This is a genomic window from Funiculus sociatus GB2-C1 (assembly GCF_039962115.1).
Lineage (GTDB): Bacteria > Cyanobacteriota > Cyanobacteriia > Cyanobacteriales > FACHB-T130 > Funiculus > Funiculus sociatus.
The window spans coordinates 78,657-96,824 of the sequence record NZ_JAMPKJ010000008.1; the positions used below are offsets into that span (position 1 = coordinate 78,657).

Consider the following 18,168-nt stretch of genomic DNA (forward strand, 5'->3'; position numbering starts at 1 on the left):
TTTGGGCTGGTATTGGTAATAACAATTCTTAATAAATTGCATTTGTTTTTGCAATCATGGTATTTCATATATATATCTAAGTATAGAAATAAATAGATCAAATCTATAGTAATCATAGATTTTTATCTATATAAGTTTGTAGTCACCTTCTAATCTCCATTCCCCATGCAACTCACGAACCGTATCCATTTCAGGAACCTGCGCGGCGACCTCTTCGGCGGACTCACAGCTGCGATTGTCTCCCTACCCCTGGCGCTAGCATTCGGCGTTGCCTCTGGTGCTGGGCCTGTCGCCGGACTATATGGCGCAGTCTGTGTTGGCTTTTTTGCCGCCCTCTTCGGAGGTACTCCAACCCTGATTTCTGAGCCAACTGGCCCCATGACCGTAATCATGACCGCCATCGTGGCGAGTCTTACAGCTACCAATCCAGAAAACGGCATGGCGATGGCGTTTACGGTGGTGATGCTTGCGGGGTTATTCCAAATTATCTTCGGTATCTTTCGGCTGGGGAAATACATCACGCTCATGCCCTACAGCGTGATTTCCGGCTTTATGTCTGGAATTGGTGTAATCCTAATTATCCTGCAAATTGCCCCATTCCTCGGACAGGCAAGCCCAAAAGGTGGTGTACTCGGTACAATCTCTAACTTGCCCCAGCTTTTAGCAAATATTAATCCTGCTGAGGCGGCTTTGGGAGCGCTGACAGTGGCGATTCTCTTCTTAACACCATCGAAACTGAAGCGTTTCGTTCCACCCCAACTGCTGGCACTGGTAATAGGCACAGTTGTTTCTCTGATCGTGTTCCAAGGCACTGACATCCGACGGATTGGTGAGATTCCAATGGGTCTGCCGAGCTTGATTATGCCAACCTTTACCCCGAATCAACTCACGGTGATGCTAGTTGATGGGGTAATGTTGGGGATGTTGGGATGTATTGATACATTGCTCACTGCTGTGATTGCAGACAGCTTAACTCGCACCCAGCACAACTCTGATAAAGAACTGATTGGTCAAGGTATTGGCAACTTGGTTTCGGGACTGGTTGGTGGATTGCCCGGTGCAGGGGCAACAATGGGTACAGTGGTCAATATCCAAACGGGTGCTAGCACGGCAGTTTCAGGTCTGACTCGTGCATTGCTGTTGCTGGTTGTTGTCCTCTGGGCAGCACCTCTGACGCAGCCGATTCCGATGGCAGTGCTGGCGGGGATTGCCCTCAAGGTGGGGATTGATATTCTGGACTGGAGTTTCCTGAAACGCTCACATCAGGTTTCCGTCAAGGGTTCACTGATCATGTACGGCGTGTTGTTTCTGACTGTGTTTGTTGACTTGATTGTGGCAGTTGGCGTTGGCGTGTTCATTGCCAATATCTTGACAATCGAACGTTTGTCGAATTTGCAAGCTCAAGATGTGAAGACAATTACCGATGCAGACGATGCGATTTTGCTCTCCGAAGAAGAGAAGCAACTGTTTAATCAAGCAGATGGGCGTGTGCTGCTATTTTACTTGAGCGGGCCGATGATCTTTGGTGTGGCGAAAGCGATCGCTCGCGAACACGCAGCTATACAAAACTCTCAAGCCCTGATTCTTGATCTGAGTGATGTTCCTCTGCTGGGTGTGACAGCTTCGCTGGCAATTGAGAATGCTATCAAAGATGCTTGTGATAAAGGTCTTGAGGTGTTCATTGTCGGTGCTACTGAAAAGATCGAGCAACGCCTGGAACGCTTTGGCATTCTGAAGCTCATCCCACGAAATCACCTGGTGCGGAATCGTGTTGACGCATTACGCCAAGCGGTTGCGTTAGTAAATGGACAACCAGCGATGGCGAGAAATACAGCTCAAGGGGACATTGGTGATATTGGATACCAGCCTGCATAAAGCGGAATCCGCCTGTTAAACTGAACTTTGCTTTTAAAAAATCGCTCTACCTCACAGAATCTATGAGGTAGGGCGATTTTTTAGGGCGGAGTTAGTGGGTTTATTAAGCTGAATGCGCTTTGAATTCAGCCTCTTTCTGGCGCTAGGGTGAAATTGCTGGCTGTTATACCGCTGATTAGGAGTAGAACAGCCAAACTGCGATTAAGATACATATATTTCCCGATTGAATAAATAAGCAATCTGCGTCATTAGACTAAGATTTTGCTTTCATTGGTTTAATCTGACATTTAAGATCCACTCCTTCCGGCAATGCCATATATCACCAACCCTAACGATATCAGTTCACAGATTGCAGCATATACTCAGGCGAAAACTCTCTGGGTTGATACAGAAGTTGCTGACTACAAAACCAAAAAACCGCGACTATCTTTGATTCAGGTATTAGATGAATCCACAGACTTGAGTGGCGATCGCGTCTTTATCTTAGATATCTTAGAATACCCGGATATTGCCGATATATTTATAGAAAAAATTATGTTAAATCCGGCGATTGAAAAGGTATTTCACAATTCCAGCTTTGACCTAAAATTCTTGGGTAAAACTAAAGCTAAAAATGTAATCTGCACTTTAGAGATAGCCAAAACAATTCCCTACTATCTGCTACCAGTGCCGAATCTGCAACTGAAAACCTTGGCAGAAAACCTATGTTATTTCCCAAATGTAGACAAAACCCAAAGCCAAAGCGATTGGGGACAGCGACCTTTGACAAAAAGCCAGCTACACTATGCAAAAATGGATCCAGTTTATCTGGCTCACGTACATCATCGGCTGTTGCAATTAACTCAGCTAATTAATCCAAATCCAGCTAACGAAGATTTAACAGCACTTGGTCAACGCTATCGAGAAATTGAGCATGACTGGAAATCGTTGGATACAGAAATCAACCATCTTAAAGACCGAATTAAAGCAGGAATGCAGGCACAGAATTTATCAGAAAGCGATTATTTTAAACTCTCCAGCTATGAGAAAACCACTAAAAAAGTTTCTTTTGACGAGTTGGCAAAATTTGCCCAAGAGCGAGGTATCAACTTAGATTTTCCGATAACGCTGACGCAAAATTTACAAAAACAATTAGGATTGACAGATGGCTTGCCCATACAAGAGGAGAAAAGCATTACCTCACGGCTGAATTTCAAAGAAAAAGAACAAGATGAGACGGATGATGATATTCCGTTTTAGAAAATATAAATTTGTGAAAATGCTACTTTCTTATGTGGGGCAGTCGTTTTACCTGCAATAGCCATAAATAGTAGCTTGGGTTAAGCGATCGCGCAACCCAACTCACACCTTAATGAAACTTACGCGAGGTTCCTCCAATCACTCTACAGAGATTATGGGTTGAAGATCGGGTTTGATATGATGGGTAACACCCACCATACTAACTTTTATCCGGAATAGCATAATACTCTCTTGTAAGCAACCTCCGTAACTCGCCAAATTCTTAAAGAGGTGTATATTATGCTTCCAGATTTATTGAACCGCAAACAGACTCACTTTGTATTGTGGCGACCAGGAAAAATTGACCCACCAGCAACGCTTTACATCGGCAATTTTCAAAAAAATAGTTCAGATGAATTTGCATTTCAAGAATTAGACCTCATTCAATCGAAAGAATTTCCCGAAGTATGGGAAATACCAGCCGCAGATTGCAATTTAAAAAACGGACAAGTGTACTTTTACTGGTTCAAAGTACGCGATACCGATGCCTATCATGGTAAAAATGAAATTTATTACTGCACCGATCCCACAGCTTATACAGTTGATCGACGTTTCATTGCTCCGAAGGGATTATCAGAAGAAGGTAGTAAAGACCCAGCCAGTGTAATACTTTATCAGGATGGAATGCTGATTCCGTGCGATCCGGAGGGGCAAACTGCGAGTTGGCAAGGAGATACTACAGAAAAGCTGCAACCGAATAATCGGCTAGTTATTTACGAGTTGCCTACGCGCTGGACTAAAATTAATTCGGATGGGGAAATTCCCGAAGGAAACGGCACTTTTCGCGATGTACTGGCGCTAGTAGAAAAACAAGCGATCGCGCCTAGTTTTCTTGAAGTTAAAGAACTTCAGCAAGGTCACGCTCATTTAGTTGAATTGGGTGTTAACGCTTTAGAACTTTTACCACCGCAAGATAGCGATGATAAAACAAAGTGGGGCTACGGTACAGCTAACTATTTCGCCGCAGATTTTGATTTAGGTCGCCCGGATAGCCACAATGCACCCACCGCTTCTATTGATTTAGTGGATTTAATCAGAGTTTGTCATCAGTATGGAGTGCGGTTTTTCCTTGATGTGGTGATGGCTTTTTCGCGCAACAATCCTTACCACAACGTCAATTTTCTGGATTTATACATCAAGTTTGGTAGCGGCGATCCAGAACAAGGAAATCGGGATGGATTTGGCGGAGATTTATTTAAGTACAATTATTGGGTGGAAGGTTATCACCCAATTACAGGCAAATTTTCCCGATATGTTCCGGCGCGTGAATACATGAAAGCCCACATTGCCCACTGGATAGATTATTATCGCGTGGATGGTTTACGGCTGGATAGTGTTAATAATGTTAGCAATTATGACTTTTTACAAGAATTCAAAGACTATGCGCGATCGCTTTGGCAAGAACGAAGCGGAAAGGGCGATAAATTTACTGTAATTGGTGAAGAACTAAGCGTACCTCTGGATTTAGTTTATCAAAATCGTCTCGATGGGCTGTGGAACGAAAAATTTAAGCAGATTATCCGCCGGGTAATTTTAGGAAATAGTGCTTTTGATGAACCCAGCTTTGAATGGAGTGTCCGGAAACTCATTGATTGTAGAAACTTAGGTTTTACGGATGGTTCGCAAGCTGTTAACTATCTAACTTCTCATGACGTGGGAGGTTTTGGAAACGAGCGAATTTACAGCTACTTGACTAATAATGGAGTTGTTGACACAGAAAATCGTATTAAATTAGCCTTTGTTTGTCTTCTCACTGCTGTAGGAATTCCGATGATTTTAGCAGGAGATGAATTTGCCGATCAAAATGACTTGTCTACTTCAGATGACCATAAAAAACAAGTTGATCCAGTTAACTACAGCCGCATGGATGATGATTGGCGAAAGCGTATTTTCGGCTACGTTTCCAGATTAGTAAAGTTCCGCACTACTTCTGACGCATTAGCAGTAAACGACACGAACTTTATCCATGTTGATTTCAATGAAGGTAAGCGGGTTATTGTTTGGCAGCGAGGTAAAGACGAAAACTTAGTGGTCGTCGTGGCGAATTTTTCCGAATATGGCACGCCCGATCCTAATAATCCTAACGCTAAGTATGTTGTACCCAATTGGCCGGCAACGCCCCCTGGCAAGCAGTGGAAAGAAATAACACAAGATCGCATCGTTCCCGGAGAATGGGCTGGGAAAGAGCCAATTTTTCCGTGGGAAGCTAAAGTGTACGCGCTAGTTTAATAAAACCCAAAGGGACGCAAAGTAGAATTTTCCTCTGCGTCCCTTTGCGATTACCTTTGCGTTAAAAATTATTCCCCCTTTACAGACGGCGAATACCCTCGCTTAAACCGCGACAAACTCCGGTGAGGAAGTCTAAATCGAGGGTGTCGATGCGATCGCTTGTCTGATGGTAGTGCGGATTTCGCATAAAAGCCGTATCCGTCACCATCATCGCCCGATAACCATTGTCCCAAAAAGGAGCATGGTCACTTAGTCGCGTCTGACGTACAATTAAACCTCTATTAGGGACAGGTAACCACTCCGCTGGCGTTCCAACTTTACGAATATTACTGCTAAGGCGAATCAAGTCAGGAATTGCCGTTAAATTGCCAATTAAAGCAATAAAATTACCCCGATTTGGGTAAAAGCGTTCTAAACCAGCCGGATAGCGTTGCGAACCAGGGGTAGAATCGCAATATCCCAACATTTCTAAAGACAGCATCAAGCGTATTGGTTGCCCTTGTTTTTTCAAATCAGCTGCATATTGCTGACTACCCAATAAGCCATATTCTTCCATATCAAACGCCACAAATTGCATTGGATATTTCGTTGGTTCTGCTGCGAAAATTCTCGCCAACTCCAACAGTGCGGCGACACCAGTAGCATTATCATCTGCACCAGGAGTTCCGGGTACAGCATCATAATGAGCGCCGATTAAAATCGGTGGTTTTTGATTCTTGGCACTAGCTGGTAAGTTCAGGATTAAATTTTGATGGGTTTTACCCCTTATCTGGAATTCATGGGTTTCTACTGTTCCCCACTGTGCCAAATGTTCGCGGATGTATTGCTGGACATAAAAATGTCCAGAACTTGCCAGATAAGGATCGCGATCGCGGACTATCTGCTTAAGATGTGTATGTAGCTGCTCTTTTAAATCCAATTTCTTATCCCTCCTGATTTTCCCACTAGGTGACAAAAATAGTCTCCCCTGTGAGTGCTTATGAGGAATGAACCTCTAGCCAATTAATTAAATCGGTTACATTGGAAAATTCTAAAAATGCTTCTGCCAAATCTTCCAATTGGGAGATAGATAAAGTACGAATCTGTTCTTGCAATTGAGGGGTAATAGTACCAAACCGACGAGTAAGCTGACGCAGTAGCAACGCCACCTCTCCCTCTTGGATTCCCTCTTGGCGTCCCTCTTGGCGTCCCTCTTGGCGGATGTATTGATAGAACTTAGATTCTCGCATAATGTCCTCCCTCAATAATTGACGAATTAAATTATCGTTAAACCGCAACCCCGCGAGAACCCCAGCACAAGCTGACAGATTCGCTCGTTCTTCGCGTGACTCAATCCTAGCGACTTGTGCGGCGACTTGCTCTAGTAAAGTATTAGGTGAGTCACTTTGAGCTAAAGTGGCGAAAGGTAAAAGCGCAGGGTTTGCCAGGAGTGGCGCGGGGTCTTGCTCCCACAGACGAATTACTCGGTAGCGATGTCTGGTATTGACAGCTTCAAACTGCTCGGTAAAAGCAACTTCTGAGGTAGTACGCTTTAAAAATAGGACAACCTGCTCAATGTGACAACCGTACTGGCGATGAAGTCTCATCCAGTAGTCAAGCATCCGCAGTGGTAATGGCGAGTTAGATACTAGTAGGGTTTGAAATTCTACGTGCAGGATTTGGTTATCGGTTTACAGAAATGTTAGAGAATCAGCGCGAATTGGTTCTAGACTCAGTTCAGTTTTCAGTACCTGGATATCGTCAGTGTCAACTGAGAGTAACCAACGGGCAAATTGGCGCGGATACTTTTGGGCAAGATATTTACAAGCGTTGTCGTAGTTCAAGAAAGATTCGGTGTAGATAGATGATTTAAAATATTATTCTCTCACCGAGAGTAACTGATGAAAGTACACAATATAAAGTAGTAGCGTAGGTTGGGACTGAGGATGGGAAACCCAACTATGCCAGTCAAATTCACGTTGGGTTTCTTTCGGGCTTAAGACAACCTACAAACTTATTAATCCTACGCAATTTCGGCTGGCAATGTAAACAAGCCATCTTCACCAGGCTCAAAGTCCAGCACTTGCACCACAGCACTGATATTCAAAGCACCGTAAATGTGAGGAAACTGCTCTCCTGCATCTAATCCTTCATATCGGATTTCTGGCTCTACTTTTTCAGATTCAATACACAGGATAACTAAACCAGTCTGGTAGCGAAAAAAGTTATTAGCTACTTTAATGACTTGCTGCGGTGTTGAGCAATGAATAAAACCCTCAGAGTCTAGAGTATCGCCGCAATATATTTTTGTTGACTGTGCTTCTTTCCATTGTTCGCGCTTCGTGATATGCAATATGATATTCATACAAATCTCAAATTTTAGGTACGTAGTTATCAGGAGTCTCGGCCTCCCTATTCATTCCCAGACCGCAACCTAGGAACGATATTTTTAAAGCTTGGGTAGGTAGGCTTTGTTTATTTAGCTATAATTCCCCTTTGTCGGGGCTATTATTAAACAAATTCTCCTTTTGCTACCATAATCACCTTTCCCCCTACAAATACGTCAATTGAATCAGCATTCTTTTCAGCTTTTAACAACAGCAAGGAAGGTCTGCCAATTTCATATCCCTGTTCCACTCGGATATTAATCGGTTTTTCTCCAAAATAGGAATGCTGCGCTAAATATCCAGCCAAACAACCATTCGCACTTCCCGTGGCTGGATCTTCTGGAACCCCAAGATAATCGGCGAATACGCGCACGCTTAGGTCATTTTCTGCATGGTAGGTTTCCGGACAAAAAACCAGTATGGATTTTGCCTGAGTGGTATCTACAAGCTCAAAGTATTTATCTTTGTTGATTTTGATCCGCTTTAGGGAGGAGTGAGTTTTCAATGGAACGATGATAAACGGAACTCCAGTGGAAACTTCTTGAATTGGAAATCGGTTATCTATCTCGCTTGAATCTAGATTTAAAACTTTGGCAAGTGTATCTATTTCCAAGTTTTGGTTAAAAACAGGCGCTTTTTGCTGCATCCATAACCATTCAACTGCTTGCTCAGCGTAATGCAGGGTTACAGGAATTTGTCCAACTTTTAAGTTTAGATTCAGGGATTCAACTGGTTTATTAATAATTTTCTGCTGCAAGATGTAGGCAGTACCTAGTGTAGGATGACCTGCGAAAGGTAGTTCTTGCTCTGGCGTAAAGATTCGCACGTCATAACCACCTTCGCGAATATCTGGAGATATCACAAAGGTGGTTTCTGAATAATTCATTTCTTTAGCGATTCGTTGCATTTCACCATCAGAAAGTTCACCGATATTGGTAAAAACTGCTAACTGGTTTCCGGTGTATTTTTCTAGAGCAAATACATCCACAATGTAGAAGGTGAGGTTGTCCATATTTGGTAAAAATTGTTGCGTTGTTGCGATCGCTATTACGGTACCCAGAGGCTGGGATCGCCCTAGACTGTACAATTAAGGATTGAGCAGATATACTCTTATTGGAGTTATGTATACTGGGTAACGATTAGCTACCCAGAGTGCATTGTAACCAAATATTTAACTGCTCATGCCATTCTTCGGACTTTTTTGGGTGACATCCTGGTTCAGTTATTTTTTATCGTCTAACCAGGCGTTGTTGAGGGTACCAGATTATTTGTCGGCTGCTCTTCCGTCCAAGGTTTTGTCGGCTGTGGGTAATCCCCTGGAAACTTATAATCCCGTAGTTTTTCCGGCACAATTCAACTTAGGGGGCTTGCATTCTCAGAAATTTAGTGCGGTTTTACCTAGCTTGGGTTTGCAGGCTGGATCGGGAATAGGAGAGCCTCTACCAAACAAAGACAAAGTAAAATCGGCTGTTCAATCTATCCGCTGGATGGATGCGTTAGACAATGATCTCTGTGTTCCAGCGTCAGAGCAAAGCAATGAATCTGCGCCCTTTACACCAACAATTATTTCCAAATCTGCCTCATGGATTGAAGTACCAGGCAGTAGAGTATCAAAGATTAGTTTCCCTCAAAGAATAATGCAGGTTGTGCAGAATTTGTTAAACTGGCCTGCTCGTTTTGAGCCTAATGAAAAAGCAAAGCCTGCGCCTGTTGCTGTGGTTCGGACTCGCTACAAAAGTGAAGCAGGGGAGAATTTAAACAGCTCTAAACTCAGTCAGCGGCGAGGATTTTGGCTGTCATTGGCGAAGGGAAAAAAGAATTCTTCTGGCAAAAAAGCCACAGAACACGAGCAGTTTCAAGTCTGGGTGAAGGGAAATTTGATTGCCGAAATTCCCGACAAAGTTGAAGCTGAAGCTTTTGCCAAGCGTGTAGCGAAACTTTTGCAAAACCCCAATTTGGATGGTTCACAAGTGCAACCAATGCTATTGTATGGGATGCCTGGGGGGAGGTTAGGCAATAACCAGTTGTTTGTCATTGATGAAGCGATCGCATCCAATCTCGATCGCAATGGAGAACTATTGGCAATCGAATGGGTAAATAATCTCCGCGTCGCTTTGGGCGCTGCACCTTTAACCTTGGTAAAAGCACAGGCGCAACTGCACGGATTAGTCTCCACAGATGACAAATTTGAAGGTTTTGCCTCCTGGTATGGAGACTATTTTCACGGGCGCTTAACAGCAAACGGCGAGAAGTATAATCAGTACGCACTAACGGCAGCGCATCCCTCTCTACCGTTTAATACCTTTCTCAAGGTGACAAATACGAAAAATGGGGATGCTACCATCGTCCGAATCAACGATCGCGGCCCCTACATTGCCCCCAGGACGCTTGATTTATCGCGGACTGCGGCACGCTGTATTAAAAGTGAAAAAGCTGGTGTCGTGCCGTATGAAGCGGTCGTTATGAAGCAGCTGTAGCCTAAGCCAAATCCCGTTGATTACCCGCAATGAAGAGTCACCCCAGCCCCTCCCCGGTTGATCTCTCTAGGGGTTGGGAGTGGGGTTCTTTGATTATGGACAACTAGACAGACGGATTTGAAATTATTAGCCAGTAGCAGCGGGCTACTGGCTAATAGCTAAACAGCGAATCGCCTCTAAAAGCCCTCTGGCTTTATTGAGAGTTTCTTCATATTCTTTTTCCGGGTCAGAATCCGCAACCAAACCAGCACCAGCCTGAACTGAAACGGTATGTTTACCGCCGTCTTGGGGGCGGACAACCATCGTGCGGATAGCGATCGCAGTATTCAATTGTCCCTCAAAGTCATACCAGCCATAAGCCCCAGAATATGGCCCGCGACGACAAGGTTCTAATTCCTTAATAATCTCCATCGCCCGAATCTTGGGCGCACCGCTGACTGTCCCAGCGGGGAAGCAAGCTTTAAGTAAATCCCAAGCGGTTTTATCGGGGGCCAGGAGTCCCACAACGTTGCTGACAATGTGCATCACATGAGAGTAACGCTCAATTACCATCAGTTGATCGACTCTCACGGTACCGCTGGTGCAAACGCGCCCCATGTCATTGCGTCCCAAGTCAACTAGCATGACGTGTTCGGCAATTTCCTTGGGGTCTTGAAGTAAGTTTTCCGCAAGGCTGTCATCCTCCTTCGGCGTTTTCCCTCGCGGGCGCGTTCCAGCAATTGGTCTGACGGTAGCGATCGCTTTCCCTTCTGGAGAAAGATCCGCTTTCACCATCACCTCTGGAGAAGAACCAATAATTTGCCAGTCGCCAAAGTTGAAATAAGCCATGTAAGGCGAAGGGTTAATTAAGCGCAGGGAACGATACAAAGCAAAGGGGTCGCCGCTATACTCAGCCGAGAGTCGCTGGGAAAGTACAACTTGGAAAATATCCCCAGCGCGAATATAATCTTTTGCCTTTTGGACGTTGGCGCAGTATTGTTCGCGGGAAGTATTGCTGGTATATTCACTCCCCTCTCCGGTTGGCGGAGTCCATTCTAAAACTGTGTCTTTTCCGGATAAGGGTAGCTGGAGTTTGCTTACCAGTTGCTTAACGCGATCACCAGCTAACTTATACGCAGTAGCCAAATCCACATCAGGATCGCGCAAATCTGCATAAGCGATCGCCCAAATTTTCCGCTTCACCTGATCGAAAATAATCAGGTTGTCCACCTGCATCCACAACCCATCCGGCAAATCCTCTTCAGTAGCTGGATAAATCGGTACGCGAGGTTCAATCCAGTTAATTAATTCATATCCCCAGAAGCCAAACAATCCCCCAATTCCTGGCGGTAATTGAGGCAGCTTTACTGGGTGAAAGGGTTTTAGACAATATGCCAATGCCTTAAACGGGTCGCCTTCAAATGCGATCGCATTCCCGTCCCGATGAATTTGCCTAGTCTTCTCTCCCCTCGCCTCCAACACCCACAACGGATCGCATCCCAAAAAACTGTAGCGTCCGATATTCTCCCCACCTTCCACTGATTCCAGCAAAAAGCTATAAGGCTGTCCCGCGCAGACTTTGTACCAAGCAGACACAGGGGTTTCTAAATCCGCTACCCATTCCTGGTAGACAGGTACAAAGTTGCCTTCTTTAGCTAAATCGGAAAATTGAGTAAAGTCAGGAAAAATCATAAATTTATTGGGTATTGTTCCTCAAGTGTAAAAAACACAATAAGCCTTTCAAACAAATAGGGCAGGCATTAAGAAGGAAAAAGCAATAGGAAAAAGGGAAAAATGAATAATTTTGCCTTTTTACCTTTGCCGTTTGCCTTTTTCTTGCCCACCCTACTATTTTTTATGTATTTTTGAGAACAATTGGGGCTATGTGCCTAAAGTTATGCACAACGGCGTACCGCGCCACAAAACTATCGACATTGACCCCAAAAACGGACGCTACACCTCGTAAGTTTTACGACCGCTAAACTTCACTTTTGGAGGTTCTACATTCTCTCCTAGCCGGCGTTCTTTCTTACCTACATAGGGACGACCGGGGTTTACCTTCTCAGGGAACACGCCATCCTTCGGATGCAGATACTCCATTTCACCGTTAGGGAAGACACGGTAAATTTTGTAGTTGTTGATTTTGAACTTGGCGCGTAGTTGCTGTCCACCCAACATAATGCAATATTCTTTGCGGGCGAGGAACAGCAAGTTTTCGCCTTGCCGCATGATGGCAGAACCACCAGTCGGCATTTCAAACACTTGCTCTTTGGGGCTTGTCCAGGTGATAGCGTACTTTTCTTCGGTTTGGGCTTTTGTTAGCAAGCCTCCGGTACTGCCACCAAATATCGGGGTTTGTCCAGTTAGAGTCTCTACCGTTTCTGGCATAGATTTTTCTCCCAACGTTTTAGGGCATCCTATCACCCAGCAAACGTCTCTATTGCCACTCTGTCAAGAACTGTAACAGTTCGTCATTAGTCAAGGGGTTAGAGGGTGGAAGGTGGAAGGTGGGAACTACAACATTCCCACCTTCCCACGGCTACTGACTACTAACCATTGACTGCTTTGCCACGATGGGAACGGTGAAGTGAAACTTACTGCCTTTGTCCTTACCAGCAGATTCAGCCCAAATCTCACCACCCCAACCGCTGACAATCTGGCGACAAATTGCCAGTCCTAAACCAGTACCGCTAGTAGTTCGCCGCAAAGCGCCTTCTTCCTGATAGAACCGATCAAAAACAGCCTCAAGTCGATTGGGTTCAATACCGCGTCCCGTATCAGCAACAGTAACTTCCAGCATAGAGCCACCATTACTGCTAGCTTTAATGCTAATTTTTCCTTTAGACGTGGTAAATTTACAAGCGTTATCTAGCAGCTTGGCAAGAACCTCAACCAACCACTCGCCATCGGCTCTCACCAAAGGCAGGGGATTGGGGACTTGGGTAATAATCTTTGGCAATTGAGCATCAGAATGACGGGCGCGGATACTGCTGAGGGCCAGATCAATGCACTCTTGCAATTCCAGTGATTCTGGGTGCCATTGTACGCGACCGCTTTCTAACCGCGAAAGGGTGAGGAAATCCTGCACGAGTTTACGCATCCGTTCCGCGTCGGAGAGAGCAGTGTTAAGCATTACCTGCCGCATTTCTGGAGACATATCAGGTTCGGTTGCCAGACTTTCCAGACAGACTTGGATGGTAGATAAAGGGGTGCGTAATTCGTGACCAGTAATGGCGACCAAGTTGCTGCGGGTGCGGTCGAGGGCTTCTAGCTGCTGGTTGAGGTCTTGCAGGTTAGCGTAGGCTTCAGCTTGAATTAAAGCACCACCGATCTGAGTAGCGATCGCTTCCACCAATTCCAGTTCATCTTCCTCACACTCATACGGTGTCCCGCCGCAATAATGCAACTCCACCATCCCCAGCAACCGATCCTGATACAGCACTGGTACCATTAGCCACGAAGAAATAGAAAAATTGCTCACAATAGCTTGTAGCTGGCTATTAGAGCCTGATTTCAACCCATCCCCGACAATCCGAGAATCTGTATGAGTATCAGTTACATACACTTGTTCTCGCTTCTGTACAACTTCCTCAAACAGAGGATTATTCTCCAAAGGCCAAGTCTGACCTAGCGTTGAGACAAGTCGAGAATCCCCGCTACTACTCACACCCAAAAATTCATGATTAATTGTCGTAGCTGTATCCGTTGAGACGCGATATATTAGACACCGACAAGCAAACAAAGCCTGACCCAACTCCTGCACTGCCACTTCCAGAATTTCATCCGGATGTAGCGGCTGCCCTGTATTGCTACCCCTGCGGATGGCAGTGGTAATCGAGTTTACCAAACGCTCTTTGCGTTCCTGAGCAGAAATAGAGCGATAAGCTTTTAGCAGTTTATACTGCCCAGCTTGCAAGTAAGTCAGCAGGCACTCAACAAACGGATCGGGGTTAGTGGCTGTTGCATTTTGAGCTAATAAATTCTCCCCAACCCCTACAATCCGTGCTACCGACGCAATGCCGTAAGCGTTTTGCGCTTGAGCGATCTTCTCTTCCAACTCCGGGCGATACTGTAAAATCCGATTCAGTAACAATCCAGCAACAGTACAGCTTACTTGCCGATCAAAAGTCCAGATTCCCTCAAATCGCCGGGCTGTGTCCATCTCCAAAGGAGCCGACAGGCGAGACTTTTCTCCTCTGGCTTCTTCCTTCTTAACTCTCGTTTCTTCAGCTGTTCTTTCCCGACACACTAAGCAGGTGGCATAGTGCTGTCCTATCACCACTAAGTGCCATTCTTTACTCAAGCCGTCCTCAGGCTCAAAAGCCACAGTTTCGTAATAGCCCGATCCGTTGGTAAAGGATGTTTCCGGTGCCGCCATCACATATACCTGATCCGTCCGTTCAGCAATCCGTCGATACCGATGAGCCTCCTGACGATAGAAACGCTCTCGCTGGAAGCTGGCAATCACTAGATGCTTGTCTAAAGATGCCAGAATTTGGTCTTCCATAGCATGAGAGAGTGCCGTTAAGGAAGACTTGAAATACATTTGGGTTCGCAGCTGAGGCAGGGCCCAGAGCAGCTCTGTCAGCACAGAAGTCGGTATGATCATTAATTTTGCCGAGTTTTGTACCCGTTCTAATGCTTATCGTACAAAACAGCGCTGCATTCTAACTTTTAAATAGGGTTTCTGTATTTATTTGCTACACATTAGATAGCAAAAAGAAAATTATTATTTATCAGTTATTAATTAAAAAATCTTATATTTTCTCTTTCCTCACTCTCCATCCCCTAATTCCTAGTCTTTATAACCATAATCAGCCCTACTTATCAATCTTTCTTAAGTAGGAGCTGATGTCAAATTAGCATAAGAATTATGCAGAAACTTCATTTACATTAATATTTTGTAACTTTGTATACGAATTTCCTCAGTCAGTCCGCATAACTTATCATCAACGAGCGATTGACGAAACACCTGAAATCGGTTTGGGGGCAGTTGAGCGCTAAGTAATGAGGACACACCCATGACAAGCACAGCCACGCCAACAGCAAGTCTGAACAAGTTTGAAAAATTTAAAGCCGAAAAAGATGGTCTGGCAGTAAAGTCAGAACTGGAACACTTCGCCCGCATTGGCTGGGAGGCGATGGACGAAACAGACCGTGACCACCGTCTGAAGTGGGTGGGTGTGTTCTTTCGACCAGTCACTCCCGGAAAGTTTATGATGCGGCTGCGGATGCCAAGCGGCATTCTCACAGCTAGTCAAATGCGGGTGTTAGCTGAAGTCGTGCAACAGTATGGCGAAGATGGCAATGCTGATATTACCACTCGGCAAAACATTCAACTGCGGGGAATCCGGATTGAGGATCTGCCAGAGATTTTCAATCGGTTTAACCAAGTCGGTTTAACTAGCGTCCAGTCTGGGATGGACAACGTTCGCAACATCACAGGGTCGCCAGTAGCGGGAATTGATGCGGATGAATTGTTCGATACCAGAGAACTTGTGCAGCAAGTTCAAGACATGATTACCAGTAAGGGGGAAGGCAACAAAGCCTTCTCGAATCTGCCGAGAAAATTTAATATAGCGATCGCAGGTTGTCGCGACAACTCGGTTCACGCCGAAATCAACGACCTCGCCTTCGTCCCCGCCTTCAAAAACGGCACCTTCGGTTTTAACATTCTCGTCGGTGGCTTCTTCTCCGCAAAACGCTGCGACGCAGCAATTCCCCTAAATGCCTGGGTTCCTCCCGAAGATGTTGTGGATGTATCCAGAGCAGTTCTCGAAGTTTTTCGCGACCAAGGCCCCAGATCCAATCGGCAAAAAGCCCGGTTGATGTGGCTTATCGATGAACTTGGACTCGAAAATTTCCGGGCATTAGTAGAAAAATATCTCTGTAAACCACTGCAACCAGCAGTCGAAAAAGACGAAATCGACTGGGAAAAACGCGACCACCTCGGCGTATATCCTCAAAAGCAGTCCGGCTTAAACTACGTCGGTTTGCACGTTCCCGTCGGGCGTTTGTTTGCCCAAGATATGTTTGACCTCGCCCGAATAGCCGAAGTCTATGGCAGCAGCGAAATTCGCCTCACCGTTGAACAAAACGTCATCATCCCCAACATCCCAAACTCAAGGATGGAGGCATTCCTAGCCGAACCCCTCTTAGAAAAATTCTCCACCAGTCCCCAACCCTTAACAAAAGCACTTGTTTCATGCACCGGGTCACAGTTCTGCAACTTTGCCCTAATTGAAACCAAAAACCGCGCCGTGGCAATGATTCAGGAGCTAGAAGCAGAACTTTCCCTAACCCAACCCGTGCGAATTCACTGGACAGGTTGCCCCAACTCCTGCGCCCAGCCACAAGTCGCTGACATCGGTTTAATGGGGACAAAGGTACGCAAAAACGGCAAAACCGTTGAAGGTGTGGATCTTTACATGGGCGGCAAAGTGGGTAAAGAAGCCGAACTCGGCACCTGCGTCCAGAAAAGCATTCCCTGCGAAGACCTCAAACCAGTGTTGCGCGATTTACTCATCCAGCAATTCAAAGCGGAAATCAAAAATTAGTCAGCAATTAGCAAGAACCAACAAACAAAATGACCAGACTTTCCAGAAGGCAATTCATCATTACCGCAGGAGCAGCTACAGCTGCATCTTTACTCGCTCATGGCTGTAGCTCTGGCCCTACCAACACCTCCACAAGTGCCAATAGCTCCACAGGTGGTTCAGGTTCCTCACCCGCCACCCTAGCGGCTAACGCACCAAAAGTAGAAACACCCAACGCCAAGTTAGGATTCATCGCCCTTACCGACTCCGCACCCCTGATTATTGCCAAAGAAAAGGGTTTATTTGATAAGTACGGCATGACAGGTGTCGAAATCCTCAAGCAAGCTTCTTGGCCTGTAACTCGCGACAACTTGGAAATAGGCTCTCAAGGCGGTGGTATCGATGGGGCGCATATCTTAAGCCCCATGCCTTACTTCATGACCTTGGGTCAGACCAAGAACAAGCAACCCGTACCGATGTACATTTTGGCGCGGTTGAATACCAACGGTCAGGCGATTTCCATTGCCAATACTTACAAAGATGCAAAAGTTGGTTTAGAAAGCAAGGGGCTGAAAGAAGCCTTTGCTCAAGCCAAAGCAGGTGGTAAAAATGACCTCAAAGCTGCGATTACGTTTCCTGGCGGCACCCACGACCTATGGATGCGCTACTGGTTAGCCGCTGGTGGTATTGATCCTAACCAGGATATTTCTGTTGTTCCTATCCCACCGCCGCAGATGGTGGCAAATATGAAAACGGGCAACATGGAAACCTTCTGCGTAGGCGAACCTTGGAACGCGCAGTTAGTTAACCAGGGACAGGGTTACACCGCATTAGTGACAGGTGAACTGTGGAAAGACCACCCAGAGAAAGCTTTTGCCATGCGACAAGATTGGGTGGATAAAAATCCCAATTCTGCCAAAGCGTTGCTGATGGCGGTACAGGAAGCCCAGCAATGGTGCGACAAAGCAGAAAACAAAGAGGAGATGTGCCAAATTGTCTCCCAGGCGAAGTGGTTCAAGGTGCCAGCCAAAGATATTATCGAGCGTTCTAAAGGCAATATTGACTACGGCGACGGTCGTCCAGTGGTTACGGGTAGCCCGCTACAGATGAAGTTCTGGGCAGATAATGCGTCTTATCCTTACAAGAGTCATGACACCTGGTTCTTAACTGAAAACATCCGCTGGGGCAATATTCCCGCTGACACAAATCTTAAGGAACTCGTGGACAAAGTAAACCGCGAAGATTTGTGGAAAGAAGCGGCTAAGGCGCTTGGTGTTCCCAATGCAGAAATTCCTACTAGCAGTTCTCGTGGCATTGAAACGTTCTTCGATGGTGTCAAGTTTGACCCCGAAAAGCCAGAAGAATACTTGAAGAGTCTCAAGATTAAAAAGGCATAAATGGCTGATTGAAGGATAGCTAATTGCTAAT

Annotated in this window: 12 protein-coding genes and 1 pseudogene; 6 read left to right on the forward strand and 7 right to left on the reverse strand. The window is 45.5% G+C overall.

The annotated features are described in order from the left end of the window. Positions 1 to 165: 165 nt before the first annotated feature. The 3 genes from bicA to NDI42_RS06145 all read left to right on the forward strand — a co-directional run bounded on the left by bicA (position 166) and on the right by NDI42_RS06145 (position 5,382). Positions 166 to 1,875, forward strand: coding sequence for a bicarbonate transporter BicA (gene bicA / locus NDI42_RS06135; RefSeq protein ID WP_190460318.1), 1,710 nt, complete (start codon positions 166 to 168; stop codon positions 1,873 to 1,875). 309 nt (positions 1,876 to 2,184) lie between these two features. Beyond that, complete coding sequence (locus tag NDI42_RS06140) at positions 2,185 to 3,114, forward strand: ribonuclease D (protein WP_190460320.1); 930 nt, start codon at positions 2,185 to 2,187, stop codon at positions 3,112 to 3,114. A gap of 279 nt (positions 3,115 to 3,393) precedes the next feature. Next, entirely contained in the window at positions 3,394 to 5,382 is a 1,989-nt protein-coding gene (locus NDI42_RS06145; RefSeq protein WP_190460322.1) for an alpha-amylase family glycosyl hydrolase, read from the forward strand. A 79-nt stretch (positions 5,383 to 5,461) separates the two neighbouring features. Here the strand turns inward: NDI42_RS06145 and NDI42_RS06150 are convergent, their stop codons facing one another. The 4 genes and pseudogenes from NDI42_RS06150 to NDI42_RS06165 form a co-directional block, all read right to left on the reverse strand. Then, positions 5,462 to 6,301, reverse strand: coding sequence for a M20/M25/M40 family metallo-hydrolase (locus tag NDI42_RS06150; protein ID WP_190460326.1), 840 nt, complete (start codon positions 6,299 to 6,301; stop codon positions 5,462 to 5,464). Between the two features lie 58 nt (positions 6,302 to 6,359). Continuing rightward, positions 6,360 to 7,205: pseudogene (locus NDI42_RS06155) on the reverse strand (Rpn family recombination-promoting nuclease/putative transposase). Between the two features lie 179 nt (positions 7,206 to 7,384). After that, positions 7,385 to 7,726 carry a DUF952 domain-containing protein gene (locus NDI42_RS06160; RefSeq protein ID WP_190460329.1) on the reverse strand — a complete coding sequence of 114 codons (342 nt, stop codon included), beginning with the start codon at positions 7,724 to 7,726 and terminating at the stop codon, positions 7,385 to 7,387. Positions 7,727 to 7,872: 146 nt separating this feature from the next. Continuing rightward, a complete protein-coding gene (locus NDI42_RS06165) occupies positions 7,873 to 8,760 on the reverse strand; it encodes a PhzF family phenazine biosynthesis isomerase (RefSeq protein ID WP_190460332.1) in 888 nt (295 codons plus the stop codon). Between the two features lie 193 nt (positions 8,761 to 8,953). Between NDI42_RS06165 and NDI42_RS06170 the strand changes: the two genes are divergently transcribed. Further along, positions 8,954 to 10,225 (forward strand): septal ring lytic transglycosylase RlpA family protein, encoded by a 1,272-nt coding sequence (locus tag NDI42_RS06170; RefSeq protein WP_348231380.1) that lies wholly within the window; start codon positions 8,954 to 8,956, stop codon positions 10,223 to 10,225. A gap of 144 nt (positions 10,226 to 10,369) precedes the next feature. Here the strand turns inward: NDI42_RS06170 and trpE are convergent, their stop codons facing one another. The 3 genes from trpE to NDI42_RS06185 form a co-directional block, all read right to left on the reverse strand. Next, entirely contained in the window at positions 10,370 to 11,896 is a 1,527-nt protein-coding gene (trpE, locus tag NDI42_RS06175) for an anthranilate synthase component I (protein ID WP_190460337.1), read from the reverse strand. A 261-nt stretch (positions 11,897 to 12,157) separates the two neighbouring features. Next, positions 12,158 to 12,592 (reverse strand): photosystem I reaction center subunit II PsaD, encoded by a 435-nt coding sequence (psaD, locus tag NDI42_RS06180; protein ID WP_190421054.1) that lies wholly within the window; start codon positions 12,590 to 12,592, stop codon positions 12,158 to 12,160. Positions 12,593 to 12,743: 151 nt separating this feature from the next. Continuing rightward, positions 12,744 to 14,813, reverse strand: coding sequence for a DICT sensory domain-containing protein (locus tag NDI42_RS06185; RefSeq protein ID WP_190460338.1), 2,070 nt, complete (start codon positions 14,811 to 14,813; stop codon positions 12,744 to 12,746). 412 nt (positions 14,814 to 15,225) lie between these two features. Between NDI42_RS06185 and NDI42_RS06190 the strand changes: the two genes are divergently transcribed. Next, positions 15,226 to 16,761, forward strand: a complete 1,536-nt coding sequence (locus NDI42_RS06190; RefSeq protein ID WP_190460340.1) for a ferredoxin--nitrite reductase — start codon at positions 15,226 to 15,228, stop codon at positions 16,759 to 16,761. A gap of 29 nt (positions 16,762 to 16,790) precedes the next feature. Then, positions 16,791 to 18,137 carry a CmpA/NrtA family ABC transporter substrate-binding protein gene (locus tag NDI42_RS06195; protein ID WP_190460343.1) on the forward strand — a complete coding sequence of 449 codons (1,347 nt, stop codon included), beginning with the start codon at positions 16,791 to 16,793 and terminating at the stop codon, positions 18,135 to 18,137. Positions 18,138 to 18,168: the final 31 nt, after the last annotated feature.